The following is a 24504-nucleotide window of genomic DNA, read 5'->3' as shown; positions in this document are numbered from 1 at the left end:
ATTAAATGGCACTTACGTTTGTAAAAGATCGCGTGATTATTCGAAAGCCAGAGCTTGAAGGAAGTCCGGTATTAAATGAACTTGTAAAAACAGCGTCTGACCGAATTAACATTCGTGTGGGCGAAACTGAATTGCCAGTTGAGCTTGAAACGGTTGCTGTTGAAGTGGTTTGCGCCTTGCATAATCGTATGTATTACGAAGGCATCAAATCAGAAAACGCTGATACATTTAGCGTGTCATTTGTAGACGATGTTTTACGTGAATATGAAACAGATTTACAGCGATACCGAGAAAAGAAAGCGAAAGATGACATTGAATATCGTGGAGGAGTGGTGAATTTCTTATGAGATTTAAACCACTCTTTTTATATTCAAATCAGTTAGTTGGCGAAGATGAATTATTTAACCCAATTTACGATTTAGTCGAATTTAAAGAAGCCACAGGACGGTTTACTACATGGACAGAAAAAGAAGTCGCTTTAGACGTCAGAAACGTGACTACAACGAGCCGAAAAATACTGACAAGGGAATCACAAGTAAACTTGCTTATAGCCTCTAGAATCGAATTTGAAGGCAAATTTCATAACATTAAGGAAATCATCGGTGACGATACAGACCGTTGGCGTATTTTAGTGGTTGACCGCTATGGAAGTGATGAACCGTGAACATTGAATGGCATGGCGTTGAAGCGCTAAGCAAAAAGCTGCTTGAAAAAAGTGAAGCTGATTTTGCAGAAGTTGGCAGAAAGAATATCCGTGATATTTATTCACGTTCGCAAAAGAACGCTTATAGCGGTGGGAATGTACCCGCTGAAGGTGGTACACCGGTAGACACAAATGAATTGCGTATGTCGGCTAAGTATCGTGATGATGAAATGGGCTATTCAGCCCCTTATGCACCTCATGTTGAGTACGGTCATGTGACTAGAAGTGGAAATTTCGTTCCCGGTCAATACTACTTGAAGAAAAGTGTCGATGCACAACGTGAAATTTATAAGCAAGACTTAAAAACCAAGCTAAAGGAGTGATAGCGTGTATCAGAAAATGAGCTTTACAAGCATTATCGCTTCAATTATCAAGCAAGTGCGAGTAAATACAGGTCTACCATGCTATGACAGCGTACCATTGAATGCACAGAGGCCTTTCTATGTTGCAGAAATGGTGGGTAGTTTGCCTGAAAAAAGCAAAACAATGATGAAAGACCGCTATCAAGTCGTCATGCATGTATTTGCTGAAGGTGGTTCATCAGTACCGATTTATAATGCCATTCAAAAACTTGAAGAAGCGTTAACTGTTGATATTGAGTTGCCGGATGATTACGAAGTGACGTTGCAAATTCCGACTGGCGTCAATCAGACTATGGATCAAGCTGACGGCAGTAAACATGCTGTTGTTGGCTTTGATTTTGTTGTATTTAGCGGATATAAAATGAAAATTTAAAGGAGAGATAAAAATATGTCACAAGAATTAGAAACACAATTAAAAGGACAATTGAACAAAGCAATTGCAGGTAAAGATATTCTCTTATCTGTATGGGATTCAACTGGATCTAAACTGATTGCGGTCGCAGGTCAACAAGGATTAACGATTAACCGTGATAAAGACACCATTGAAGTAACTTCTAAGGACTCACAAGGTTGGAAACAAAACATTGTAGGTTTCAAAGAATGGTCTATTGATAATGACGGGGTTTACGTTCGTGACCACGAATCACACGGATTGATGAAAGAAGCTTTTGACGGTGATGACCCAGTATTAATTAAAGTAACTAACCAAAAGGCTAAAACTGACTTATTTGGCGGTTTAGCATTAGTGACTAGCTATCCTATTGAAGCGCCTTATGATGATGCTGTGACGTACACAGTGACCCTTACAGGTACAGGGGCATTAGTTGATTTAGAAGATACACCATCACCAGAACAAGTCTAGGAGGTAATACATGTTTACGATTGATGACGTAGTTTACAATTTAAAATTTAATAAACGCAAACAAATGATTATTGAAAAACAAACAGGTAAGTCCTTAATGGCTGAATTTAACCAAACAAACGGAATGGTTTCGCAATTAACGTTGCAAGCGATGTTTACCGTTGGTTTAGTTGAAGAAGGGGAAGACAAACCTGTAAATGGACAAAAAGCGATTGATATTTATGACAAGGTATTAGATAACAACGGTTATCAATCATTAGTCACTGCCACTATTAACAAATTTGTGGAAGATATGGGTTTTTTATTCCGCTAGATCTGATTGAATCAGAAATTACAAGCAATAAAGATCTTACACCAAGGGAAATAAAACTAATAGAACTAGCTAGCGACTTTCAAAGTGAAATGGAGCTAGCTTTTTTTGTTGTCGATTTGGGGATGTCCTTATCAGATTACCGGTCATTGACTGAAGCTGAAAAGCTTTTTATCAAAAAACGGAGTGAACAAAAATTCATCCACGATACAACTTGGCATAGAAACGCAACGTTAAATGCTGAAGCTAATATCAACCGTGGGAAAAACAAGAAGTTTATTGACCTATTTCCTAAAAATAACAAAGCAGACTTTGAATATAACAACAAGGCAATTGAAACCGTTCTGGAAATGGATGCAACTCAAGGTAAGTCGTGGGTTGACAGGATTTTCCAAGCGAACGGCATGCAATTAACAAATAATAAAGAAAGGAGCAATTAAATGGCAGATTATGTTTTAAGCGCTAAGCTGACGGCGGATGCTAATGGTTTTTCTAAAGTATTTCAACAAGCAAATCAGCAACTGACCAATTTATCAAAAGGTGTGCAAAATGCCGGTCGTGAGATTACTGATTTCGGTAAAAATATGACCATTACAGGCGCCGGAATGACAGCAGGGTTCACTGCTCCTTTCTTAAAAGCAATCAAGACCACAGGCGATTTTGAATCCTCTATGACCAAAGCGGGTGCTATTGCGGGTGCAAGTTCTAGTGAGCTTGATAAAATGACCGAATCAGCGCTTGAATTAGGTGCATCAACGTCACTAAGTTCCACAGAAGTTGCGGATGCGATGACTGAAATGGCCGCTAAAGGTTTTGATGCTACTCAAACAATTGCAGCAATGCCCGGTGTAATTTCAGCCGCTGAAGCTTCTGGTGAAGATCTAGCGTTAACTGCTGATACTGTGGCTAGTGCATTGAATGGTTTTGGTCTTGAAGCTGGCGAATCTGGACGTGTTGCGGATATCTTAGCAATGGCGGCGAATGCAACTGCAGCAGGCGTTGGTGATATGGGTAATGCGTTTAAATATGCAGCGCCTATCGCTAACTCACTAGGTATTGATATTGAAGAATTATCAGCTTCAATCGGTATCATGACCAATGCAGGTCTTGAGGGCGGACAAGCGGGTACAACGTTAAGGCAGGCTTTATCTCGTTTAACGAAACCAACAAATGAAGCAGAAACGGCAATGGAAAATCTTGGTTTTTCCGCAGTTGATTCAAATGGTAATTTCAAAGATTTAACCACAATTGTTGGCGAGTTGAACTCATCAATGGATGGAATGACTGAAGCACAGAAAATGGCAGCATTGTCTACTATTTTCGGCACTGAAGCGGCTTCTGGTATGAATATCTTGTTAGCGGCTGGTCAAGAAGAATTAGCTGGTTTAACTGCTGAATTAGAAAATTCAGAAGGAGCTAGTGCGGATGCGGCCGCTCAAATGAAAGATAACTTGAACGGCGCTTTAGAAAATCTAACTGGTGCAATTGAATCAGCAACTATTTCAATGATGAGTAAGTTAACGCCATTTCTGCAAGACCTAGCGAGTTGGACAACTGGTATTGTTGAACAATTCAACGGCTTGAGCGATGGAACACAAACACTCATTGCCTTTGGGGCATTAGGAATTGCTGCATTAGGCCCATTGTTAACAATCCTAGGTGTAATGACCATGGGTATTGGTGGACTAGTAACGGCAATTGGTTTCTTAATTAGTCCAGTTGGTCTTGTGATAAGTGCCATTGTAGCTTTAGGGGCGGTATTTGGTAGGCAAATGGCCACCAATGAAGCCTTTAGGACAAATGTATTTAGTGTATTTGAAGCGATTAGAAGCAAGGTTACAGAAGTGATCAATACCATAATTCCGATAGTGTCAAATCTATGGTCACAAGTTCAACCAGTGCTTGAAAGTTTTGGATCTAGTATTTCAACTATTTTCCAAAATATTGCACCGAAAATCATTCCAACACTACAGAATTTAGGTTCACAGATTTCAACTGTGTTCCAAACGGTGTGGGGTATTATTCAAGCAGTAGCGCCTATATTTACTACACTATTTACCAGTATTATCAATGGCTTTAATTCTGTAGGTGGTGCAACTAGCGGTTTTGGTATCAATCTAAGCACCGTTTTAATCGGGGTTAGTCCATTAATAAAAGGGATAATTTTATTGTTCCAAAACTTTGGACCACAAATTGTGAGTGCTTTCCAACAAATCGCAAGCATGGTAATTCCAGTAGTGGCAACAATCGGTACTGCATTAGGTCAACTTGCAGCGGCAGCCATTCCAATGCTAACACAAGCAATGGCCAGCTTAGTACCAACAGTCATGTTGATTGGTCAAACCTTTATGGCGATTATCACAGCAGTTTTACCAGTTGTAATTTCGCTATTTAACCAGTTAGTGCCAATTGTTATGCAGTTGGTCATGGCGTTTATGAATGTGGTAGCTCAAGTAATGCCATTGGTTGCAACTTTAGTGAGTGCTTTGCTACCAGTAATCCAAAGCATCATACAAGCAGTGATGAACGTGGTTACAGCAGTTGCCCCAGCGGTAATTGCGATAATTCAAATGGTTGTTGCAGCTATTAATGCGATGTTACCAATTATCATGTCTATTATAACGATTGTGGTCCAAGTGGTGTCGGCGGTAATTGCCACCATTTCGCCAATTGTCGCTTTTATCGGAACTGTAATTTCGGCAATAATGTCAGTGATCACGCCAATCATCGTGTTTGTCGCTGGTGTAATTAGTTCCGTAATAGCAGTTATTACGCCAATTATTGCTGTTGTCACTGGGATATTTAACACAGTTTTCACGGTTGTAAGTGGTATTTGGCAAAACATTATGACCTTTATCGGTTCAGCAATTAATGCCATTGGACAAATTATTAGTAGTTTAACTGGTATTATCGGCGGTGTATTTAACAGCATTTACAGCACTGTTACTGGCACCATGCAGAATGTATCAAGCGCAATCACAAACGTGTTTAGCGCTATTCAAAATGCGTGGACAGGGTTGCAAAGCTTTGTTAGTGGCGTATTCAGTGGTATCGGTAGTGCGGTTCAACAATTAGTGAATCAAGTTAAAGGCTTCGTGAATGATGTTATCGGCGGTGTTAATGCTGCAGTTGGTTTAATCAACAAGATTCCCGGTGTATCAATCGGTACCATACCTTACTTGCAACATGGTACAGATAATTGGTCCGGTGGTTTTGCAATGATGAACGAAGGTGGCCGTGGTGAGTTGGTTAACTTACCGAATGGTGCCCAAGTAATTCCACACGATGTCAGCATGCGCTATGCCCGTGAAGCTGGACGGATGAACGCTGATAACACTGGTAGTAAATACGTATTCAGCGGAACAGATACAAGTAGAATTGAAAGCTTGCTAACTAGAATTGCGGAAAGTGGCTCACAGATTGTCCTTGATACAGGCGAATTTGTAGGGGCTACATACCCACAATACGATAGAGTAGGCGGAAGTCATGCAAGTTTAGTAGAAAGGTGGGGTGGATAATGGAACAAATCATTGAAAAGATAAATTTTGGTGAATTTGATAGCCAAAAACGTAAAATGCACTTGTTAGAACGGTCCGCCCCAACACCAGCTAGAAAAGAGAAACGGGAATCGCTAGCGTATATGCAGGGTGATTACGATTTTTCTGGACTAGACGGCCAAGAGTATCACGAATCTAGAGAATTATCCTACACCTTTTACGTGTTAGAGCGTGATTATGATTATCGTAAACATAACCAAACAGTGATTGAGAATGAATTGATGAGATATGGAGAAATGCCACTATATGACAGCTATTCAGTTGGATATTACTACCATGCTAAATGTATGGGGGTGCGTGTGACTGATGATCACTTATCCAACAGATTAATTATCGAAATTACTTTCAAAGGCTATCCATTCAAAACAAGTATTTTACCTGAAGGTCACGATCTCGTGGCCTTTATTAATGTTGACTTGGACGTACGACAGTATAATAGCTTTGAATTTAAGTCTAATTGGAGTAATTTCAAGCAATTGAATGTTGGCGATATGGCTACCTATGGCGCATGGGCAACTCAATACTATGATCCGAATACCTCAACTGGCGGTGGCGCTAGCATTAATCCTAGATTTCATGGGATTACATATAGAATTGTGGATAAGATTGCGGTAAATATCTCTGATTTAAGGCCATCTAGATATGCTTATAAGCTAGCTAACTATGATGGCTGGCTACTAGAACAGGATATATTGCAAGCTCAAACGGAATTTTTGGATATTATCCTAGTAAATTCTGGAATTATTGATGTACCACCTAAAATCACAACCAACCACTCGGTTACAATTGTACGTGACAATGAAATTTACAACTTAATGCCCGGAATATACAAAACAGAACAATTCGTTTTAAAATCTGGTGAAAACAACCTGCAACTATATATCCCTAATGTTACTTTGAAGATTGATTTTACCTGGTATAAGGAGCTGATTTAATGTATCGTGTGACAATTTACGATGGACCAGATGACCCAGTGGGGGAACTTATCCATATGGACGGTGCTAAAGTTCGGAAAGCTCCTTTTAAGCTGAATTTGAGAAAAGAAGGTATTGATGATGTTTCAATCAAGATGAATGTCAACAATCCCGGATGGCATAAAATGCACCCAAAACGTACACTGGTTGAAATTTACAATGAACGTACTGGCGACTATATTTTTAAAGGTAGAGTATTAAAGCCCACAAGAAAAATGAATGAAACTGGCATTTTTACGAAAACTTTTGCTTGTGAAGGCCGATTGGCCTATTTGCATGATTCTCATCAATCTTGGGAGAAGGTTCAAGATACAAGCATCTATAACTTTTTCAAAAAGTTAATTGACAATCATAATCGGCAAGTTGAACCTTATAAGCGTTTTAAAGTTGGTCGTGTAACGGTCAAAAACAACACTGATAACGTTTATAGGTATATCGGATATGGTAGCACCTATGATGAGATTAAAGAGGACTTAATGGACTCTCTAGGCGGATATTTGCAGTTGCGCGATGAGCCAGACGGCACCTATATTGACTACCTTGAGGAAATTGGGGAAGTTCGAGAAGAACCTATTCATTTAAAGAATCGACTGCAATCTTTTGAAAGTGAAATTGACCCAACTGAAGTTATCACTAGAATTCGAGTGTTGGGTGCAACGATTGATGACGAACCAGAAGAAGGTGCTGAAGAAACACAAGCTGTTAGTAGCCCTAGAATTACCATGGCTAGTGTGAATAATGGTCTTGATTATATTGTGGATGAAACGCTAGAAAATGAATTCGGTATTCAATACGGGACTATCATTTATGATGACGTCCGTGAGCCTACAACACTTTTAAATCGTGCCAAATCGTACAGAGATGCACAGCAGTCAGCCAAAATAAGCTATTCAATTACAGCGTTGAACATTGACTTAATTAGGACTGACGTTGAAGCTTTGGTTCTAGGGAATACTTATCCAATTATGGCCAACATTGAATTTAACACAGTTGATTATTTGCAGATTGTCGAAATGACCATTGATTCTGAAAACTTACAGAAAAACCAGATAACAGTCGGATCTACATTCAAGACTTTAACGCAATATCAAGCGCTGCAAGCTAAACGCCTAACACAAGTGTACACGCTGAAAGCAACAGTTGATAGGCAGTCTAGACAGTTGAATTTAGTTTCTTCTGGTCAAAAGCAACTTTCGGAACTGTACAATGCCGTTTCTGAAAATGCTGGTAAGGTACCAGATATTGAGAAACAACTAAAACAGATTTTAGAAAGCCTTGAAAATGGCGGTGGAAGTGATGTTGATGAAAACGGATATGCGACCAACAGAGTTTTCCCAGTCGACTACACTCTAGGGGGCGTTAACTATTTCGTACGAGCAGGTAAAGCAGTCGGCTCAATTGAGTACGATATGACGTACGGCATGCGTGACGGTGTGCTTCATAGTGGTCATGATATTGGTACTAATGGAGATAGAAACTACACAGCTCACGCAACGACTGACGGAGTTGTCCGTAAGGCTGAATTTATGACTGGCGGAATTGGTAATGCGGTGTACGTGGAACATACTGCTGATGGATATTGGAGTAACTACATGCACTTGAAATCGATAAGTGTGTCGGTTGGTCAGACAATTAAATCTGGTGACGTAATTGGTGTAATTGGCGGTACTGGTGGAGATTATGCACCACATTTACACTTTGAAATTAGCCCTGATGGAAACTTCCACAGTGGTGGAAATACAGTGAATCCGCAGAACTACTTAGGCATTACGGTAGACAATACTACAATATTACCTAGACCGGTTTAATTACTGGTCTTTTTATTCTAATTAAAAGGAGCTGATAAATTTGGCAGATGAACAATACATACCCTTGAGCGTGCTTAGATCATATAGTCCGCATCCCGATAAATTGGATTTAACTGGACTTACTCAAGATGAAATTACTCACGGCATTAAGTCGAGTAAATTACCAGACTATATTCGATATAAGCAATACTTAACTGATACCAACGAGGCTTTAGCTCAACTAGCTGAAATGATTATCCAATTTGCGGTCAATTTAGGTTTAGACCCAGACCAGACATTAGATTGGGCAAGAAAATTACAGCAAGCATTACCGCAATCGGAGTTTGATAGTTGGGTAGCAACACTTCTTGATGGTGGACCATCTATTTTCATGAACACTTTAAGCGAACTACAAACGACTTACCCAAACGGAGCTGCAGGGGTCGCTTTAGTAAGGGAAACTGACCCAGCTAAGATATATGTTTGGAATGGTACAGCATGGGAAGATTTTGGTGACTATCAAGGGATTGAGATTAAAGATGGTGCCGTGGATACGCCGAAATTAGCCAACAATTCGGTCACTTACGAGAAAACGGATTTTATATACACGCCAAAAAATTTACTTAAAAAACTTACTTACTCAGTTAACTATATGTGGTCAGTTAATAGCTCTGGTATTACCAAGACAAAAATTGATGGCTATGTTTCGCTAGAACCGATAAATGTGAGCGGTGAGAGTAATCTATACCGAAGTGTGCCGTCAAGCGTCATTTACATGGACAAGAATGGTAATAATATCCAAAGTGAAGCTACGAGTGTAAATTCTCCTGCTGGTGCAATTACCATTCCTAGTGTTGCGGAATTGGCTTATATTTCGCTAGCTACAAGTAACTTGGAGAGTGGACGAATTTTATTTGGTACAACCGATATTAGTTCAGATGTAGAAGAAGTCACACTTTCTGATGATGTGAAAATAGAAGGTAGTTCTCTAATATCCGATGTGGACGGAAAACTCATAAAAACTAAAAGCTTAAAACCTGAAAAATTAAGTTTTCTCGAGTTAGCTACGAGTCCTAATCTTTTTGATGGCATGTATATCCAAGGGAAATATTTAGACGGATCGCATACAATCTTAAACACAGAAGGTAGAATTATTGTTCTAGACATTAAACCAAACGTTATATATTCTGTAATTAATCCAAATAAAGCTTTGGAAAATGGTGTTAATTACTTTAAATTAGCAACGTCAACCATGACTGCAGCTCAAATTAAAAGTCATATTGGTAATTTAAGTTTAGATGGTTCTGTTCAATCAGGACCAATTAATGAAAATTACTATCAGCTTACGAGTGATTCGAACGATAAATCAGTTGTTATTCAGGCTTCTAGGTATACTGATGCTTATGTCGAAGTGTTGGAGGGCGCATACACAGAGCCACTATATGATGGTTACAACCAAGAAAAATATCAATTTACCAACGACATAGTTTTACCATCTTCAGAAATTACTGAAATCTCTACTAAAATAAATGTGAATGCTACGGACACTGAAATTACAGTTAAAATTGCAGACACTATATATACTTTAACGCATGGACAGATACCATTTTCTGACGGCGGTATTACTCAAAATTACGATAGCTGGCGGATAACCGACTGTAAGGTAAAAGGTCAGTCGATTGTAAATAATGGGGCTTGGGAGACTGCAATAAGTCTAAAAGATTTACCAGACTTCATGGGTACGATGCACGGATATGAAAAATGTACGAATATTATACTGTTTGTCGATAATAAGAAGGTCACAACTGGGGAATACAAAGCTGAAAAGTTTGAATTCCTAGTTAAAGGATACTTAATTAAACAAGGTACACAAGATGACCAATTTTTAAATTTCACACGCCACTATATTTTTGCAAATAATGAATTGCTATTAAAACAAAGATTTGAGTGGCTAGAAAACTTAGAAGTTGTATATCCGTATGTATCTATGTTGCCAATTAAACCGGAATTTTCAACATCAGTAATTAGAAATGATGAATACACAGAATATGATTTGTCTACTGTTGATACTAGCTTGCCAACACGTCAAATGACGGCAGGCGTGTCGGAAATTAAAATATTTAGCGATTTAACTGGAGTGAGTATGAGTGTGGACGTTGATAATTTTGATAAGATGCGTAATTTTATTAATCAGCAACATGACTACAATAAGGTTTATTGGTCATACTCGGCTAAGGAAATGGTAAGCGTAGGAACTGTTTGGAACACCAAAACAATATGGAACATTTTCTAAACTATGCTATATTATAGTAAAAGTTTGGGAGTGGGTTATTATGACATCAGAAGAATATGTAAACCAAGTTAACCGATTAATGGATCTACAAACAACATACCTTAATATATTTTTATGGTTTCTAGGTATTGTTATCGCTATTATATTAGCTTTGCAATGGTGGTTAAACAATAAACAAATGGAACATATAAAGGTACTGACCAAACAAGAAGTTATAAAAGAAATAGAGGAGTCTTTAGGAGTCTCCAGTATTGAAGAGTTTAAAAATTACGTAAAAAAACAAGTTACAAATCTAAAATATGACATGCATAACCAAGTTGGAGATATAGTAAAAGAAAGAGATAGAACTGATGCGGCTCGTTTATATTACGAACTGATACCGTTACAATACGAAGAAACTTTCCTGTGGCGTATACCATTAATCATAGATGCTTATAATACCTATATTTCTGACAATATTCGTAATTTCAATTCCTTTGTAAGTGATATTTCTGGTTTGATAACAGTCACTCAGAATGAAGGAAAGTTAAATGAAGGTGTAAACTCTCCGCACATTGACATAATAATTGATAGGCTAACAGAAATAGAAAAAGGATTTAATGAAAAATCAAACCAGTTAGAACATTTAAATAAATTAATTAAAATGTATAAGAGATTTGAAAAGTAAATTAACGAACTAAAGGTAGTCGCTCATCCGGCTGCCTTTTTATTATGCACAAATTTAGAAAGGAGCGTGAGAAATGAAGAAATTTAAAGAGCATGTAATTTACTACTACAACTCATATTGGCTAGCTTTAATTTCCATTGCGTACGGTTGGCAATTAATAGCCCACCCAAACATTTTACAAACCTATCGAGTTTATCAGAAAATTCGTGATGTATTCGATCACCGGTTTATAGGCGTATTTTTTGTGGCACTTGGAGCGTTATATGCCATTGCTACAATGTTAAATCTAAAGAAAGTGAAAAGGGTAACCCTCCCTATTTTCAGCTTTATTTGGACGTTTTTTGGCTTTAGCTTCATTCTAAGTGAGCCACCTAATACGGTTGGAATACTGACCTTAGGTGTGGCACTTTTAGGTTTCGGCATATCATTAAGAGGTGATTTTAAGGATGGATAATTTAAACCCACTTTTAATCGCCATTGTACCAGCTTTTCTTACATATCTTGGTACGAAATACAAGTTCCAAAACGAGCGTGAACAGTATGCCAGCAGTGCTTGGAAAGAATTGTATGACGAAACTAAGCAACAATTAGAGGAAAACAAAGTCCGCATGGATCGCATGCAAGCGGATATGACTGATTTGCGAAAACAAATGGACGAAATGAAAACCAAGCACGCCAAAGAAGTAAAAGAGTTGGAACATCAAAATGCTGAACTGAAGGAAGAGAATAGACAACTGCGAGTTGAAAATGGAAATTTGAAAAATCAATTAATAGAAAAGGAGCGTTCAAATGAAATTAAGTAACAAAACTTATGACGTGCTGAAATGGCTAGTGTGGGTATTCCTACCGGCATTAGGAGTGTTTCTAGGTGTATTAGGGCAGTCCTTCGGTTGGGCTAACACAGATACAGCACTAACTATTTTAACGGCATTTACGGCATTTTTAGGCGCTATTACAGGGGTGTCTAACAGAGAGTTTAACAAGGAGGACTAAATATGTCTTACACAATCCAAAAGGCCTTAACCTTAATTAACAAGGGGACCAAAGGCTTGAACAATCCACAATGGATTATCGAACACTTTGTGGGCGCAGCAGGTCAGGCTTGGGGAAATGCTAACTACTTTAAATCAGTGTATCGTGGGGCTTCGGCACACTACTTTGTTGACCCTAATAACATTGTACAAGTGGTTGAGGACGATACACCAGCATGGCATGTTGGAGATGGGTATCGTACTGGTAAAGGTGCTTACAACGGTTACCATGGTTATGGTGCTACAAATAACAACTCAATCGGTATTGAGATGTGTCAGGACGTTACCACTGGTAAAGACGTTTGGCATTGGGAATTTGACCCTGAAACTATCAAGCGTGCCAAGTGGCTAACTAAGCAATTACAAGCTAAGTACAATATCCCTGACGAACGTGTTATTCGTCATTATGACGTGTCTGGTAAATTATGCCCCGGTAATTGGCAATGGAACGATTGGAAAAAATGGCGTGAATTTAAAGCAGAATTAGCAGGATACAAAGTTGCAGAACAAGCGACAAACGCCACTCAAAATGATGGCTATGTATCTGTAACCGCTAAAATGCACACTGTACAGACTGGCGAAACGCTGGGTGCGATTGCTAAGAAATATGGCGTTACAGTTGATAATCTAGTGAAATGGAATAAGCTAGAGAACCCTAACCTTATTTTCCCAGAATCAAAACTGTATGTGGCTAATCCAGCAACCACTACGTCAACTGGTCAACAATTACGTTTACCATCAAGCGCTGATACTTGGAGAGTATATAAAGCGAATGGTCCGTACACTGTGGGTAACGAAGTTCATCTACTAACACCATCAGCTTTTGGTGGTTTAACTTATGACATTTTAGGTAACCCAGCTCCACACGTCTACTTAATTAAGACAGGCGTTAGAGGTACGGTAGCTATTTATGCTGGACCTGGTACTGGGGCATCAATTACTGGTAAAGGTGGTAGCGTTGCTAACACAAATAAGAAACTATACTTACCAGCAAGTGCTGATACTTGGCGTGTATATCGTGTCAAAGGACCTTATACAGTTGGCAACGAGATCCATCTATTAACACCTAAGAAATTCGGTGGTTTGACTTATGATATTGTGGGTAACCCAGCGAAAGACATTTACTTAATTGATACAGAAGTCAAAGGACGAGTTGCGATTTACGCTGGTCCAGGTACTGGTGCAACAGTTAAATAGTAGTAAGGAAACAGGGTAGTGGATTAAGTGTCTGCTACCCTGTTTTTTTGTTTTAAACATGTGTCCTCTTTCTTTTTACATAAATTTGTTTTATATTATATAAAAAAAGAAAGTGAGTTGGTCTGATGTTTGGTAATATTATGTTAGCAGAACAGATAAATATGAATCAAGGTAACTCAGTATTTTTAGAAAAACCAGGAGCAGTTTTTTCAGCATTAGCTTTTCCTGCATATATCTCCATGGATGCATTGCTAACTTTAAACGGCTTTGAGGTTAGCAAAGAATATAATCTGAAAGTTATTTTAAGTAGAAATACGGATAGCCAAGTATTAGTTCAAGGAAATTTTTTTATTGAAGATGAAGTAAATATCCGAGCAACAACTTCTACTAATGTGATTAATTTGAGAAAAGTAACTATTCTTGAAGAAGGAGTACAGCAATTAACGGTATTGATTGATGATGAGGAAGTAGCAAAAGCAACTTTTGATGTAATACAAGATAAGTTGGATTAAAAATTATGAACCAAGATGATCCAATTCAAAATCAATCTTACGTTGTTGAAAATGAGTTAAGTACAAACACGAGTTCTATTGACAATAACAGAGCATCATTAAAATCTATGGATGATATCGGGACAGATGGAACAAATCGTTGGGATTATACGAGTACAGATGGTAAGGGTGAGAGCAGTGTTATAGCTGCGGCGAACCGATTTCCAGACTCAATAAATCTATCTAAACAAAATCTTGATAATGAGAGGGGTGAAAAAATGAGCAACAATAGTAGTTTTGATTTACTGTTCAAAGAATTAAAGGATGATATGAGAGAACGTGAACAACGTTCCGAGAAAAGATTTGAAGTGCAACAGGAACTCTTGTTAAACCAGATTGATAAAAAGATGGATAATAAGTTAAATGGAATTGAAAAACAGTTTGAATCATTAAATGAACAAATAAAAGATACTAAAAATGAAAATCGATATTGGTTTATTGGCTTAATTGTTGCCATAATTGGATTGATATCCCCTATTATAGTTGCCCTCATTAATATTTTGCCACAGATGATGAAGTAAAAAACTTATTGCTTACTTAAATATGTCGCCCCCTCGCTCCTAACCGAGTGGGGCATTTTTTTATGCTATAATTTAGCCATCACAATAAAAGGTTGGTAAAGACATGAAGTTAATTTCAACAACACCAGTAGAGGAAAATTTTAGTACGCCAGCTTGGTTACAATCGATTGGTTATAAGCCTAACATTGATTACAGTTTGCTAGCGGAGTGCTATGATAGTCCAGCGTATGCAATTTACAAGTTAGATAATGATGTCTTTACTACCTACACAGCGGTTGCGGTATTTGGTAATTTATACATTTTTGAGATGGATAAAGGCAGCAGAGACATTGAGCAAGAGTTTGAACAGGAAATATCTACATTAATATAGAAAAAGCCCCTATAAAACGAGGGGCAAAAAAGTGGCAAATATTTTTCTCTTTTCTATCTGTGGTGACCTGTGATAAAATTAAAAAGTTGATTTTATGCATTTTCTACTTATAACGATGTCTAGTTAAAGCTTTCATCAGTATCAGTTTATCCAGTAGCTGCTGAATAATTTGATATTCAAAGAGCGCTTGAACTTAAGGTTCAGGCGTTTTTATTTTGCCCGAAAAAAATCCTATTATGAGTCTAGAACAGCTTAGGCTAGCGGTCCTATTTAGGCAGAAAGACAAGGTGGATGTATCTGTGATGGCATATCGTATGTTTTAGGACGGACTATAGTCGCAATGATTGACAGGAAGCCATTCTTCGTTGAAAATAGGTATGTAGTAGGATAATGAGAGAGAGGAAGTACTATGTCAGTAGAAAATATCAACCAATTATTTGGTGTATTGCATGACTCAACGATTTTGATTCAGGAAGCGCTAGAGTTTTCTTACCTAGAAGCTTTATTTGAAACTTTGCAAAATCTTGCTGATGGCGAAGTGCAACAAATCGACCAACGACCAAGTGATGAAGAAGCTGAGCAATTGAGAGAGATTTATAGCAATATCAATCTCCAAGAATTCGAAGCTGAAGACATTCGTAAGGCGGTTCAATTTGCCTTTATTGAAGGGGAAAAAGCTGATCAATTACAAGCTAATTACCATATGACACCTGAAGCTATCGCTGTTTTAATGGGCTATTTTGCCACTAAACTGGTAGATCAAGGGCATTTAGCTGACAAAGCAGATGATACTGAGATCACCTTCTTTGATGCGACAATGGGGACTGGAAACTTGTACGCCATTATTTATAACGCTTTGAAGGCTTCTGGTTATAAAATTCAAGGATTCGGCTATGATAACGATGACTTAATGTTGTCAATAGCGGACGTTTCCACCCGTCTACAAGATATCCCAGCTAATTTATATTTAGGGGATTCATTACAAAATCTGATTGTCCCACCAAGTGATCTAATTGTAGGTGACCTACCCTTAGGCTATTATCCAGTGGATGAAGTAGCTGACACCTATTCTTCTGCGAAGAACCGTGAGGAAGGGCAACATGCTTTTGTTCATTATTTGATGGTAGAACAAGGATTACGTTACCTGAAACCGAATGGTTGGGGTATTTATATTGTGCCTGCTGGCCTTGTCCAAGATGAAAATATTAAGACCTTAATTGAAGCCATTGGTGAGCATGGTTATTTTCAAGCTTTACTGTCGCTACCAAGCAATCTTTTCAATAATGAGAAATCTAGAAAAGCCATTTTATTAGTGCAAAAAGCGGGCGACAAGGCTAAACAAAGTGAGAATGTACTTGTTGGTGAAATTCCGGACTTGAAGAGTAAGGAAGAATTGCCTAAGTTCTTGGGGGCTTTTGAAAACTTTCTTGAGAAAATGAAGTAGACTTTGAAATAGCTACTTTGCAAAAAATGCATTTCACAGGGAATAGAATACAAATGTCTTTACCATAACGAAACATGTCATGTTATAATGAAGTATATTAAATAATATTGATTTAAGATTAAAGGAGAGAAAGCATGTCTAAAGTAATTGCTGTAAACGCAGGTTCTTCTAGTTTAAAATTTAAAATTTACGAAGTGCCTAGCGAAGATGTTGTAGCGTCAGGTCAAATCGACCGTATTGGAATCGGTAACTCTAACATTTCTATTAAGTATGGTGAAGGCCAAAAATTTGAGGATGTTAAAGATATTGATGATCATGAAGTAGCTATTGAATTCTTATTAAATCAATTAAGCACTTTAAACATTATTACTAGCTATGATGAAATCTCTGGTACTGGTCACCGTGTGGTAGCTGGTGGAGAAATATTTAAAGAGTCTACGTTATTAGATGATGAGGCAATTCAAAAGATTGAGGATTTAGCAGAATTTGCGCCTCTACATAATGGACCAGAGGCTCGTGCTATTCGCGCTTTCCAAAAAGTATTGCCTGGAAAACCTGCTGTCGGAATTTTTGATACATCATTCCACACAACAATGCCTGAAGTAGCTTATTTATATTCTATTCCATTAGAGTACTATGAAGAATTTGGTGCTCGTCGTTATGGTGCACATGGCACTTCACACAGATATGTAGCAAATCGAGCAGCTGAACTAATGGGTAAACCAATTGAAGATTTAAAAATTATCACTTGCCATTTAGGTAATGGTGGTTCAATTACTGCTGTAGATGGTGGAAAATCTGTTGATACTTCAATGGGCTTCACACCATTAGCAGGTATTACAATGGGGACACGTTCTGGTGATATTGATACATCTCTAGTTCAATTTTTAATGAAGAAATTGAATATTACTGATATCGATGATATGGTCTCTATTTTGAATAATAAATCTGGTTTATTAGGTTTATCAGGTGTGTCATCCGATATGCGTGATGTTGAAGATGCAGCTGATAATGGCGATAAACGTTCGCAAACTACTCTAGAAATTTTCTACGATCGAGTACGTAAATATATTGGTCAATATATTGCAGTTATGGGTGGCGTTGATGCCGTTGTATTTACAGCTGGAATTGGTGAAAACTCAGGACGTACACGTGCTGAAATCATTGATGATCACATGGCATTCTTTGGTATGAAGATCGATGAAGCAGCAAACGATACACGTGATGAAGCAAAAATTTCTAGCGAAGATTCAAAAGTTGCTATCTATACGATTCCAACGGACGAAGAGTTAGTAATCGTTCGCGATACTGTACGTTTAGGTAACATTAACGAATAATCAAACATTTTCCAAAGGACTCAAGTTGTCTCTGATTAGGCAGCTTGGGTCTTTTTTTATCAAATTATGTAATTAAATTTCATTATAATAAATTTTTACAGGATAACTCCTAATTTATTGAAAAAATATTTCAACGTGCTATAATGAATTTGTATTAAAACGTTTTCAAGCAAAAAGAGCGCAAGTTAAAAGCTGAATGAGGTGAGTATATGTATGGTTTTTCCGTATATTTAAATGAAGCAATTGACAGTGATCACATCGAGCGCATGGTTGCTGCTGGTTTTACTGGTATCTTTACATCAATCCATATTCCAGAAGATGATCCCACCGCCTATCTAGATCGGATGCAAGACCTTGGCGCCATTGCGAAGGCTTATGACTTGTCGCTAGTTGTAGATATTTCAGGGACCAGCCTCCATAAAATTGGTGGGTCATTTGAAGATATCAGGCCAATCATTGATCTAGGGATTACGGGTTTGCGGATTGATTATGGCATTGGATTTGAAACGGTAGCTCGTTTAAGTCGTGAAATTCATATCGCTTTAAATGCTAGCACGCTGACTGAACAAGATTTAGAGCAACTCCATTATTATCAAGCAGACTTAAATCAAATAACCGCCTGGCATAACTACTATCCAAGGCCCGAAACTGGCTTAGACATGGACACCTTTAAACGCCACAACCGGTGGCTGAAGTCGACGAGTCTTCGGACCATGGCTTTCGTCCCTGGTGATGACAAAATGAGGGGGCCAATCCACGCTGGCTTGCCGACGGTTGAAGCCCACCGAAGCCTGCATCCTATGGCGGGAACCCTAGATTTAATCACTAATGGCTATATTGACGATGTCTATATCGGTGATCCAGCAATTTCACGGGAAGTCCTTTTTCAATTTAAAGAATATATTGAAAAAAACCGGATTTGTTTAAGGGTGGAAAGTGCAAGGGACGCGGTTGCTGAACAAGTGGAATGGATTTTAGGCGACCACACTAATCGGCAAGATGCGGCAGCTTTTGTGGTTAGGAGCCAAGAATCAAGACGACAATTAAGGTCAAATGACCCAATCAAAGCAGTGAATACTAGTGCGCGACAATTTGGCGCTATCACTGTCGATAATGAAGGCTACGGACGCTACCAGGGAGAAGTACAAATTTGTAAGGTCGATTTACTAGAAGATGAGAAAGTCAATGTGGTTGGACGGGTGACTCAGGCAGATAGAGACTTGATCGCCTTCATTGGACCAGGACAAACATTTAAATTGTTGCATAAGTAATGGAGGAAAAGAGATGAGTGTAGAAATTAATCAGTTAACGACTGAGAAGCGGCATCCAAATACGATGCATTTGGACCAGATGTCAGTTGGTCAGGTACTTGAGCTGATGAATAAGGAAGACCAACAGGTGCCTGAAGCGATTGCGGAAGCGCTTGGACAAATTGAAGCGGCGGTTGAAATGATTATTCAGACTTTAAAAGCTGGCGGCCGGTTAATTTATTTTGGGGCCGGAACGTCTGGTCGCTTAGGCGTCTTGGATGCAGCTGAGTGTGTACCGACTTTTGGGGTCTCACCAGACTTGGTGGTCGGCTTGATTGCGGGTGGTGACAAGGCCATGGTTGAAGCGGTTGAGGGCGCTGAGGATTCGCTGACCTTGGCAGAAGAAGATTTCAAGAAGTTGAACTTAAATGCCAATGATACAGTTGTTGGGATTGCTGCTTCGGGCCGAACGCCTTATGTCATTGGTGGTTTGAAGTATGCGCAAAGTGTTGGGGCCAAAACAGTCTCAATTGCCTGCAACAAGGAGGCAAAAATTAGTGGTTATGCCCAGATTCCAATTGAAGTGGACTGTGGACCGGAAATCTTAACTGGATCAACCAGACTAAAAGCGGGGACAGCACAAAAGTTGATTTTAAATATGTTGTCAACGGTATCGATGATTGGTATCGGTAAGGTCTATCAAAACTTGATGGTGGACGTGCAAGCGACCAATGAAAAGTTAGAAGAACGGTCAAAAAGGATTATTATGGCAGCAACTGAATGTACTTATGAAGATGCAGCAAGCTATTTTGAAGCTGCCAATCAAAATGTCAAAGTCGCCATCGTGATGATTTTAACTAATTTAGATGCGACAGAAGCCAGCCAAAAAATTACAGCAGCCAATGGTTTTGTTAACCAAGTAATCAAATGATAAGGGGATGGGTATCATGGCTAAAACAAGTAATGAAGCACGTTTAGCACAAGCAATTTACCAACATATTGGCGGACCAACTAACACGAGTAAAGTCTACAACTGTATGACTCGTGTTCGGATAAACATCAAAGATGACCAACAAGTGGACATGGAAGCCCTGAAGCAAGTTGAAGGGGTTATGGGTGTCGTTGAAGATGGGGACACCTTACAAGTGGTTGTTGGCCCAGGGACGGCAGCCAAAGTAGCCACTGTCATGGCCGACCAAGGGCATGTCCAACAAGGGCGTCAAGTTCATGAAAATCTTGATCAAGATTTAACTTCAGGGCGTTCTGAAGCTGAACGAATCACTGCAGAAAATAAAAACAAACAAAAACAAAAGAATAATACACCTTTTAAACAAGCACTAAAAGTCATTGCCTCTATCTTTGTGCCTTTAATTCCTGCCTTTGTCGGGGCCGGTATTATTGGGGGAATTGCCTCAATTATCCAAAATATGCTGACGGCGGGTGCATTAGAGCCGGGTATGTGGGACAACATTTTTCTTGTCCTTAAAATCCTTCAAAACGGGTTATTTGCCTACTTAAACATCTACATTGGTATTAATGCTGCCCGGGTATTCGGTGCAACAGAAGGCCTTGGTGGGGTTGTCGGCAGGGGTTACTTATTTAACTGGTATGTTACCTGAAGCGCCACTGCCAAATATCTTTACAGGTGGCGACTTAGCGGCTGGTCAAGGTGGAGTCATCGGAGTTATTATCGCCGTTTACCTATTGTCACTAGTTGAGAAAGGCTTACGTAAAGTCATTCCGGATGCCATCGATATCATTGTGACCCCAACCATTTCCCTATTAGTTGTTGGGATGATGACCATCTTCTTGATTATGCCGATTGCAGGTTTCGTATCCACTTCACTTGTTGGTGCCATCAACTGGGTATTACAAGTAGGTGGCGCAGTCGCCGGCTTTATCCTTGGGGCAAGCTTCCTTCCGCTAGTAATGTTTGGCCTGCACCAAATCCTGACCCCTATCCATATTGAAATGATTGCGGCTACAGGTAAGACCGTACTACTACCAATCCTTGCTATGGCGGGTGCCGGTCAAGTAGGTGCCGCCTTCGCGCTTTGGTTAAAATGTCGCCAGAACAAGCAATTAACCAACATTATTAAAGGGTCTCTACCAGTAGGTATTCTAGGTATCGGTGAACCCTTGATATACGCGGTAACTCTGCCCTTAGGTCGTCCTTTTGTTACAGCCTGTCTAGGTGGTGGAATCGGGGGTGCTGTCCTTGGGGCAATCGGTGGCGTTGGTGCTACTGCCATTGGACCATCAGGTGTCGCCTTAATTCCATTGATTGCTGACGGACAATGGCCAGCATACGTGATGGGTCTTGTCGCAGCTTATATTGGTGGCTTCATCCTGACATACTTCTTCGGTGTGCCCCAAACTGCCCAAGAAGCCAGTGAAATTACTGGATCGCCATCAAATACCATGGATGGCTTAGACAATTTATAGTAAGATATGAATAAGTGGAAAAGGGCTGTCAACTCCTTGCTGGCAGCCCTTTAAATTTGTGAAATGATAGACGATAGAGAGGTGCCAAGATGGCAAGAAATGTCCTTCAAACAATCAACGAAATGCTGAAAGACTTACCCAAATCTGAACAAAAGATTGGTCAACTTGTTTTAGAGCGGCCAAAAGATGTTATCCAGATGAACGCGACCGAGCTCGCAAAAGAGGCCAAGTCAAGTCCAGCGGGGGTTATCCGTTTTTGCCGTTCGATTGGGATCAGTGGCTTTACCGCGTTAAAACTCGCTTTATCTGCACAAACAAGTCAAAGAGGCGATTTAAACTATACGGATATTGATGCAAACGAAGGTCTAGATACCATCAAAGAAAAGCTGGCAACCAATGCCAGTGTAGTCTTCGCCGATACCAATGTCAGTCTTTTAAACCAAGATATCGATCAAGTTACGGACTGGATTATGGCTAGTCCAGTGGTCTTTTTATATGGACTCGGTGCATCAAATATTGTAGCCCAAGACTTCCGGCAAAAATTTACCCGGATTGGTAAGCAAGTCATGGTGACCCAAGACCAACACGAACTAGTCGCAGCCATGGCCATTGCCCCAAAAGATTCACTATATATTGGGATTTCCAATTCAGGTGAAAAAGCTGAAGGAACCAGAGTCATAAAGATGGCCAAAGAACTTGGTTTAAAAACCGTTTCCTTAACTAAAGCGGGTGCCAATACTCTTGCTAATTTAGCCGATATTCCCTTACATACGGCCGATACCAAGGAGGCTTTGTTACGGAGTGGGGCAACCATTTCCTTGTTAGCCCAGCTTTATGCCATTGACCTGCTGTTCTTTTCTTATATGACGAAAAATTATGACACCCATGTTCAAAACTTAGCCATATCTAAAGAAGCAACCACCGCAATCGACAGCTTTTACCAAGATTAAAAAAGAGTGCTGAATAACGACAGCATATATTTAAAACTGAAAGTAAATTTATGCTAGGTAGACTAGTTCTTTTCCAAAGTGCTAGTTTTTTTCTTTGATCATTTAGTTTGGCGAAGAGTGGTCATTTTTCAAGGGGATTTAATCGACTTTTAATGAAGGGCAAAATTTGCTATGATGGTAGGTAGAAACTTGAAAGAGAAAGGATGAAGACGGTTGCTAAAAATATATGGCTTAAAACAATGTTCCACAACACAAAAGGTGAAAAAACACTTGGAAGACCAAGGGTTAACCTTCGGGGAAATCATCGACATCCGTGATCAACCACCCGTGGCTGAAGAAATTGCCTGGGCACTGAACCAAGTAGAGGGTAAATATACAAAAATATTAAACACATCAGGCGGTTTGTACCGTGAATTAGGCTTAAAAGACAAGCTAACCGATATGTCAGAAGAGGCATTTTTAGACTTACTGTCTGAACAGGGCATGTTAATTAAACGACCACTAATTGTTGGCGATGAAGTCGCTACAGCAGGGTCAAAAGTCGATTTTCTGGACCGGATCTGGTTAAGCAAATAAGGCTAGGAAAATAAGGTTAAGACTAGAGAAATTATAGGATAAAGATTCTTGGAGGGATTTTATTTGGAAATTGAAGCCTTAAAGGACTTAATTGCAGGGCAAGAAAGCGACATGTTCGCCTTTTTAGAAGAATTAGTGAATACAGAATCAGGAATTGACCAAATTTCTGGTGTCAATCAAGTGGGGGCAATTATAAGCCAATGGTGTGAAAATATTGGCATGACCACCCGGACCATTCCCCATGACCAAGCAGGGGACTTGTTGATTGCTGAATATAAAACAGCTGAAAACAAGCACCAGAAACCCATCGTTTTATCTGGGCATATGGATACTGTCTTCAATGCCGGTGTAACTAAAGACCATCACTTCCGTATATTATCGGATAAACCAGGATTCGCCAAGGGTGCCGGCCTGATGGACATGAAGGGTGGCATCGTCATCGCCATGTATGTAGTGAAAAACTTGATTGAAATGGGCTATCAAAAACACCCCCTAAGTCTAATTTTGATTCCGGATGAAGAAACCCTCCACCGGTATTCAGATACCCGCCAGGAAATGATTGGAGAATTACAGGACGCAGCCTTAATGCTGAACTTTGAACCCACACCAACTTTTGATGAAATTGTGGTCGGCCGTCAAGGTGGTATGATGATGAACGTAACCGTCAAAGGTGTCCAAGGTCATTCCGGTATGGAAGTTGGAATCGGCCGGTCAGCGGTTGTGGAGTTAGCCCAGAAAGTCGTTGCCCTAGAAGCCTTAACCGATATCCCGCGCAAGAAATTGATCAATTGCGGCATTATCAATGGGGGCGTTTCTGCCAATACGATTCCAGGTACTGCCAAAGGAAACTTCTCACTGAGATTCCCAAACCAGACCATTAAAGAGGAAATTATCGCGGACATCGAACGCGTTATTGCTGAACCCTATATAGAAGATACAACGACCAAATTTGAAATTGAATCTGGCGTAGATGCCATGGTTTACACCGATAAAGTCGATCAATTAGCAGACCATTACGTAGCCACGGCTTACAAAATGGGTTATGGTCCTCTAGCTAAGGTCGAAAGCCAAGGTGCATCCGACGCCTCTCTAGCATCTCTTGTAGACATTCCCGTTGTTGACGGCTTGGGCATTGTGGGGACAGGTGCCCACACCCTTGAGGAAGAAGCTGATTTGACCTCACTTGTACCAAGAGTTGCACTATCTATTCAAGCCATTTTAGATTTATAATAAACTAAGCAAATCAAATAACCGCCAACCAGGAGACATGACATCGCCTAGTTGGCGGTTTATTTTCTTTGAATGAATCTTTTGCTG

26 protein-coding genes and 1 pseudogene are annotated in these 24504 nt (G+C 39.5%); all 27 read left to right on the top strand.

Annotated elements, in window-relative coordinates; translation table 11 throughout:
• Positions 1 to 5 precede the first annotated feature (5 nt).
• The gene (locus ACUW85_RS05140; protein WP_182023401.1) at positions 6 to 347 is read left to right on the top strand and encodes a phage head-tail connector protein; all 342 of its coding nucleotides are present in this window, start codon (positions 6 to 8) and stop codon (positions 345 to 347) included.
• Complete coding sequence (locus ACUW85_RS05135; RefSeq protein WP_182023402.1) at positions 344 to 664, top strand: hypothetical protein; 321 nt, start codon at positions 344 to 346, stop codon at positions 662 to 664. The genes ACUW85_RS05140 and ACUW85_RS05135 overlap by 4 nt, the downstream gene beginning before the upstream one ends.
• The gene (locus ACUW85_RS05130; RefSeq protein WP_182023403.1) at positions 661 to 1026 is read left to right on the top strand and encodes a hypothetical protein; all 366 of its coding nucleotides are present in this window, start codon (positions 661 to 663) and stop codon (positions 1024 to 1026) included. Before ACUW85_RS05135 ends, ACUW85_RS05130 begins: the two co-directional genes overlap by 4 nt.
• A gap of 4 nt (positions 1027 to 1030) precedes the next feature.
• Positions 1031 to 1438, top strand: a complete 408-nt coding sequence (locus ACUW85_RS05125; protein ID WP_182023404.1) for a DUF5072 family protein — start codon at positions 1031 to 1033, stop codon at positions 1436 to 1438.
• A 15-nt stretch (positions 1439 to 1453) separates the two neighbouring features.
• On the top strand, positions 1454 to 1927 hold the full coding sequence (locus ACUW85_RS05120; RefSeq protein ID WP_182023405.1) for a phage major tail protein, TP901-1 family: 474 nt from the start codon (positions 1454 to 1456) through the stop codon (positions 1925 to 1927).
• Positions 1928 to 1937: 10 nt separating this feature from the next.
• Entirely contained in the window at positions 1938 to 2240 is a 303-nt protein-coding gene (locus tag ACUW85_RS05115; protein WP_182023406.1) for a segregation and condensation protein B, read from the top strand.
• Between the two features lie 89 nt (positions 2241 to 2329).
• Entirely contained in the window at positions 2330 to 2677 is a 348-nt protein-coding gene (locus tag ACUW85_RS05110) for a phenylalanine racemase (RefSeq protein ID WP_182023407.1), read from the top strand.
• Positions 2678 to 5755 carry a phage tail tape measure protein gene (locus ACUW85_RS05105; protein WP_182023408.1) on the top strand — a complete coding sequence of 1026 codons (3078 nt, stop codon included), beginning with the start codon at positions 2678 to 2680 and terminating at the stop codon, positions 5753 to 5755. It begins immediately after the preceding gene.
• Complete coding sequence (locus ACUW85_RS05100; RefSeq protein ID WP_182023409.1) at positions 5755 to 6729, top strand: hypothetical protein; 975 nt, start codon at positions 5755 to 5757, stop codon at positions 6727 to 6729. The genes ACUW85_RS05105 and ACUW85_RS05100 overlap by 1 nt, the downstream gene beginning before the upstream one ends.
• A complete protein-coding gene (locus tag ACUW85_RS05095) occupies positions 6729 to 8576 on the top strand; it encodes a peptidoglycan DD-metalloendopeptidase family protein (protein ID WP_182023410.1) in 1848 nt (615 codons plus the stop codon). Before ACUW85_RS05100 ends, ACUW85_RS05095 begins: the two co-directional genes overlap by 1 nt.
• 40 nt (positions 8577 to 8616) lie before the next feature.
• Positions 8617 to 10848 (top strand): hypothetical protein, encoded by a 2232-nt coding sequence (locus ACUW85_RS05090; RefSeq protein WP_182023411.1) that lies wholly within the window; start codon positions 8617 to 8619, stop codon positions 10846 to 10848.
• Between the two features lie 40 nt (positions 10849 to 10888).
• Positions 10889 to 11515 carry a hypothetical protein gene (locus tag ACUW85_RS05085; protein WP_182023412.1) on the top strand — a complete coding sequence of 209 codons (627 nt, stop codon included), beginning with the start codon at positions 10889 to 10891 and terminating at the stop codon, positions 11513 to 11515.
• Between the two features lie 73 nt (positions 11516 to 11588).
• Entirely contained in the window at positions 11589 to 11969 is a 381-nt protein-coding gene (locus tag ACUW85_RS05080) for a hypothetical protein (RefSeq protein ID WP_182023413.1), read from the top strand.
• A complete protein-coding gene (locus tag ACUW85_RS05075; protein ID WP_182023414.1) occupies positions 11962 to 12318 on the top strand; it encodes a hypothetical protein in 357 nt (118 codons plus the stop codon). Before ACUW85_RS05080 ends, ACUW85_RS05075 begins: the two co-directional genes overlap by 8 nt.
• Positions 12305 to 12508 (top strand): phage holin, encoded by a 204-nt coding sequence (locus tag ACUW85_RS05070; RefSeq protein ID WP_149315373.1) that lies wholly within the window; start codon positions 12305 to 12307, stop codon positions 12506 to 12508. Before ACUW85_RS05075 ends, ACUW85_RS05070 begins: the two co-directional genes overlap by 14 nt.
• Before the next feature lie 2 nt (positions 12509 to 12510).
• Entirely contained in the window at positions 12511 to 13743 is a 1233-nt protein-coding gene (locus tag ACUW85_RS05065; protein ID WP_182023415.1) for an N-acetylmuramoyl-L-alanine amidase, read from the top strand.
• Positions 13744 to 13868: 125 nt separating this feature from the next.
• Entirely contained in the window at positions 13869 to 14255 is a 387-nt protein-coding gene (locus tag ACUW85_RS05060) for a hypothetical protein (RefSeq protein ID WP_182023416.1), read from the top strand.
• 5 nt (positions 14256 to 14260) lie between these two features.
• Positions 14261 to 14815 (top strand): hypothetical protein, encoded by a 555-nt coding sequence (locus ACUW85_RS05055; protein ID WP_182023417.1) that lies wholly within the window; start codon positions 14261 to 14263, stop codon positions 14813 to 14815.
• Positions 14816 to 14918: 103 nt separating this feature from the next.
• A complete protein-coding gene (locus ACUW85_RS05050; protein ID WP_182023418.1) occupies positions 14919 to 15185 on the top strand; it encodes a hypothetical protein in 267 nt (88 codons plus the stop codon).
• A gap of 409 nt (positions 15186 to 15594) precedes the next feature.
• Positions 15595 to 16629, top strand: a complete 1035-nt coding sequence (locus tag ACUW85_RS05045) for a class I SAM-dependent methyltransferase (RefSeq protein ID WP_048727220.1) — start codon at positions 15595 to 15597, stop codon at positions 16627 to 16629.
• A gap of 134 nt (positions 16630 to 16763) precedes the next feature.
• The gene (locus tag ACUW85_RS05040; RefSeq protein ID WP_048727222.1) at positions 16764 to 17966 is read left to right on the top strand and encodes an acetate/propionate family kinase; all 1203 of its coding nucleotides are present in this window, start codon (positions 16764 to 16766) and stop codon (positions 17964 to 17966) included.
• A 209-nt stretch (positions 17967 to 18175) separates the two neighbouring features.
• Complete coding sequence (locus ACUW85_RS05035) at positions 18176 to 19237, top strand: DUF871 domain-containing protein (RefSeq protein ID WP_182023419.1); 1062 nt, start codon at positions 18176 to 18178, stop codon at positions 19235 to 19237.
• A 13-nt stretch (positions 19238 to 19250) separates the two neighbouring features.
• Positions 19251 to 20147 (top strand): N-acetylmuramic acid 6-phosphate etherase, encoded by an 897-nt coding sequence (gene murQ, locus ACUW85_RS05030; RefSeq protein ID WP_149314658.1) that lies wholly within the window; start codon positions 19251 to 19253, stop codon positions 20145 to 20147.
• Between the two features lie 16 nt (positions 20148 to 20163).
• A pseudogene (locus ACUW85_RS05025) lies at positions 20164 to 21661 on the top strand (PTS transporter subunit EIIC).
• 89 nt (positions 21662 to 21750) lie between these two features.
• On the top strand, positions 21751 to 22611 hold the full coding sequence (locus ACUW85_RS05020; protein WP_069286014.1) for a MurR/RpiR family transcriptional regulator: 861 nt from the start codon (positions 21751 to 21753) through the stop codon (positions 22609 to 22611).
• 213 nt (positions 22612 to 22824) lie between these two features.
• The gene (locus ACUW85_RS05015; RefSeq protein WP_149314660.1) at positions 22825 to 23187 is read left to right on the top strand and encodes a Spx/MgsR family RNA polymerase-binding regulatory protein; all 363 of its coding nucleotides are present in this window, start codon (positions 22825 to 22827) and stop codon (positions 23185 to 23187) included.
• Between the two features lie 63 nt (positions 23188 to 23250).
• Positions 23251 to 24417, top strand: a complete 1167-nt coding sequence (locus tag ACUW85_RS05010; RefSeq protein ID WP_149314661.1) for a M20/M25/M40 family metallo-hydrolase — start codon at positions 23251 to 23253, stop codon at positions 24415 to 24417.
• The last annotated feature ends 87 nt before the right edge of the window (positions 24418 to 24504 follow it).

Source organism: Aerococcus sp. 150760013-2 (genome assembly GCF_053627715.1).
Note: the sequence above shows the minus strand (reverse complement) of the source record. Positions and strands in the feature narration are given on the sequence as shown.

Bases quoted from the DNA above. Each gene is read 5' to 3' on its own strand.
- ACUW85_RS05140 (WP_182023401.1), top strand. From the start codon at position 6: ATGGCACTTACGTTTGTAAAAGATCGCGTGATTATTCGAAAGCCAGAG.
- ACUW85_RS05135 (WP_182023402.1), top strand. From the start codon at position 344: ATGAGATTTAAACCACTCTTTTTATATTCAAATCAGTTAGTTGGCGAA.
- ACUW85_RS05120 (WP_182023405.1), top strand. From the start codon at position 1,454: ATGTCACAAGAATTAGAAACACAATTAAAAGGACAATTGAACAAAGCA.
- ACUW85_RS05115 (WP_182023406.1), top strand. From the start codon at position 1,938: ATGTTTACGATTGATGACGTAGTTTACAATTTAAAATTTAATAAACGC.
- ACUW85_RS05110 (WP_182023407.1), top strand. From the start codon at position 2,330: ATGGAGCTAGCTTTTTTTGTTGTCGATTTGGGGATGTCCTTATCAGAT.
- ACUW85_RS05105 (WP_182023408.1), top strand. From the start codon at position 2,678: ATGGCAGATTATGTTTTAAGCGCTAAGCTGACGGCGGATGCTAATGGT.
- ACUW85_RS05100 (WP_182023409.1), top strand. From the start codon at position 5,755: ATGGAACAAATCATTGAAAAGATAAATTTTGGTGAATTTGATAGCCAA.
- ACUW85_RS05095 (WP_182023410.1), top strand. From the start codon at position 6,729: ATGTATCGTGTGACAATTTACGATGGACCAGATGACCCAGTGGGGGAA.
- ACUW85_RS05085 (WP_182023412.1), top strand. From the start codon at position 10,889: ATGACATCAGAAGAATATGTAAACCAAGTTAACCGATTAATGGATCTA.
- ACUW85_RS05080 (WP_182023413.1), top strand. From the start codon at position 11,589: ATGAAGAAATTTAAAGAGCATGTAATTTACTACTACAACTCATATTGG.
- ACUW85_RS05075 (WP_182023414.1), top strand. From the start codon at position 11,962: ATGGATAATTTAAACCCACTTTTAATCGCCATTGTACCAGCTTTTCTT.
- ACUW85_RS05070 (WP_149315373.1), top strand. From the start codon at position 12,305: ATGAAATTAAGTAACAAAACTTATGACGTGCTGAAATGGCTAGTGTGG.
- ACUW85_RS05065 (WP_182023415.1), top strand. From the start codon at position 12,511: ATGTCTTACACAATCCAAAAGGCCTTAACCTTAATTAACAAGGGGACC.
- ACUW85_RS05060 (WP_182023416.1), top strand. From the start codon at position 13,869: ATGTTTGGTAATATTATGTTAGCAGAACAGATAAATATGAATCAAGGT.
- ACUW85_RS05055 (WP_182023417.1), top strand. From the start codon at position 14,261: ATGAACCAAGATGATCCAATTCAAAATCAATCTTACGTTGTTGAAAAT.
- ACUW85_RS05050 (WP_182023418.1), top strand. From the start codon at position 14,919: ATGAAGTTAATTTCAACAACACCAGTAGAGGAAAATTTTAGTACGCCA.
- ACUW85_RS05045 (WP_048727220.1), top strand. From the start codon at position 15,595: ATGTCAGTAGAAAATATCAACCAATTATTTGGTGTATTGCATGACTCA.
- ACUW85_RS05040 (WP_048727222.1), top strand. From the start codon at position 16,764: ATGTCTAAAGTAATTGCTGTAAACGCAGGTTCTTCTAGTTTAAAATTT.
- ACUW85_RS05035 (WP_182023419.1), top strand. From the start codon at position 18,176: ATGTATGGTTTTTCCGTATATTTAAATGAAGCAATTGACAGTGATCAC.
- murQ (WP_149314658.1), top strand. From the start codon at position 19,251: ATGAGTGTAGAAATTAATCAGTTAACGACTGAGAAGCGGCATCCAAAT.
- ACUW85_RS05020 (WP_069286014.1), top strand. From the start codon at position 21,751: ATGGCAAGAAATGTCCTTCAAACAATCAACGAAATGCTGAAAGACTTA.